We start from the raw sequence: 1,439 nt of genomic DNA, 5'->3' as shown, positions 1-1,439 counted from the left end.
GAGGATGTAAAATAAACACTGTCTGTAAGCAACAAATTATTAATATTGTGACTTATGGCAGAAAAGAAAAAAGAATCCCCAGAATATATTGCAATGCGGGATTTAGCTCTTAGTCAATTAAAGAGCGGAAAATCATTAACAGGAGAAGGAGGTGTTTTTGCACCCATTATTAAAGAATTTCTAGAAAGTGCTCTTTCCGCAGAGATGGAGTGTCATTTAGATGAAGAAGAACGTAGTATTGGGAATAAACGTAATGGCAAAAGCTCCAAAACCCTAAAAACTTCATCTGGAGAAATAACTATTGAAACACCACAAGATCGGCATAGTAGCTTTGAACCCCAGATAGTAAAAAAGCGAGAAACCATATTGGCAGATAATCTTGCACCACAGATTATCGGACTTTATGGTCGAGGAATGAGTTTGCGTGATATTTCCATCCACATACAAGAGATGTATGATGTTGAAATATCAGCAACAACACTAAGTGAGATTACAGACAGAGTTATACCACAAGTAAAAGAATGGCAAAATAGGCCACTGGATGAAGTCTATCCAATTGTTTGGATGGATGCTATGCATTATAAAGTAAGGGATGGTGGAAAAGTTACCTCCAGAGCAGTTTACAATATATTAGCAATTAATAAAGAAGGCCGCAAAGAACTTATCGGTATGTATATTTCCGAAAGTGAAGGGGCAAACTTCTGGTTATCTGTATTAACTGATTTAAAAAGCCGTGGGGTAAAAGATATACTTATCGCATGCACTGATAATCTTAAAGGTTTTTCAGATGCCATACTAAGCATTTATCCCGAAACGGAAATACAAAAATGTGTAATCCATCAAATTAGAAATTCACTGAAGTATGTTGCCTCAAAAGATCAAAAAACGTTCATGAAAGATCTTAAAAAGGTTTATCAATCAGCAACAAAGAGCCAAGCCGAGATGGAACTTCTTAACCTTGAAGAAGCATGGGGTAAAAAGTATCCTATAGTCATAAAATCATGGCATGAGAACTGGGAAGAATTAACAACGTATTTTCAATATGATGAGCATATTAGAAAGATAATTTACACGACTAATGCTGTGGAAGGTTTTCATCGTCAAATTCGTAAAGTAACTAAAACTAAAGGAGCATTTCCTAGTGATATGGCATTAATGAAATTGATCTACCTGGCTACTGAAAATATCTCTAAAAAATGGACCCAGCCTGTTCGTAATTGGGGATTAACCATTCAGCAGTTTTGTATAAAATTTGGAGATCGTATGAAAATTGATTTGTGATCAACCAACTCAAAAAAGCAAAAGTAGGTAGATTACAGAACCCGTCAAGGGTATATGAATGGCTTCGTACCTCAGCCACCCTTGACAGAACCTGAAATCTTCTCAATAAAGCTTTTGAGAATTGGTTTTAAGAAAAAAGATAATTTAATTTGAATAAT

At 35.2% G+C, this 1,439-nt stretch carries 1 protein-coding gene; it reads left to right on the top strand.

Features of this window, described 5'->3' with window-relative positions; genetic code table 11:
• Window positions 1–54 precede the first annotated feature (54 nt).
• Entirely contained in the window at window positions 55–1,281 is a 1,227-nt protein-coding gene (locus OM075_RS25030; protein WP_301193298.1) for an IS256 family transposase, read from the top strand.
• Window positions 1,282–1,439: the final 158 nt, after the last annotated feature.

The organism is Plebeiibacterium sediminum (genome assembly GCF_026013605.1).
Taxonomy (GTDB): domain Bacteria; phylum Bacteroidota; class Bacteroidia; order Bacteroidales; family Marinilabiliaceae; genus Saccharicrinis; species Saccharicrinis sediminus.
Note: the sequence above shows the minus strand (reverse complement) of the source record. Positions and strands in the feature narration are given on the sequence as shown.

Coding starts and splice junctions, on each gene's coding strand:
- OM075_RS25030 (WP_301193298.1), top strand. CDS start 55: ATGGCAGAAAAGAAAAAAGAATCCCCAGAATATATTGCAATGCGGGAT.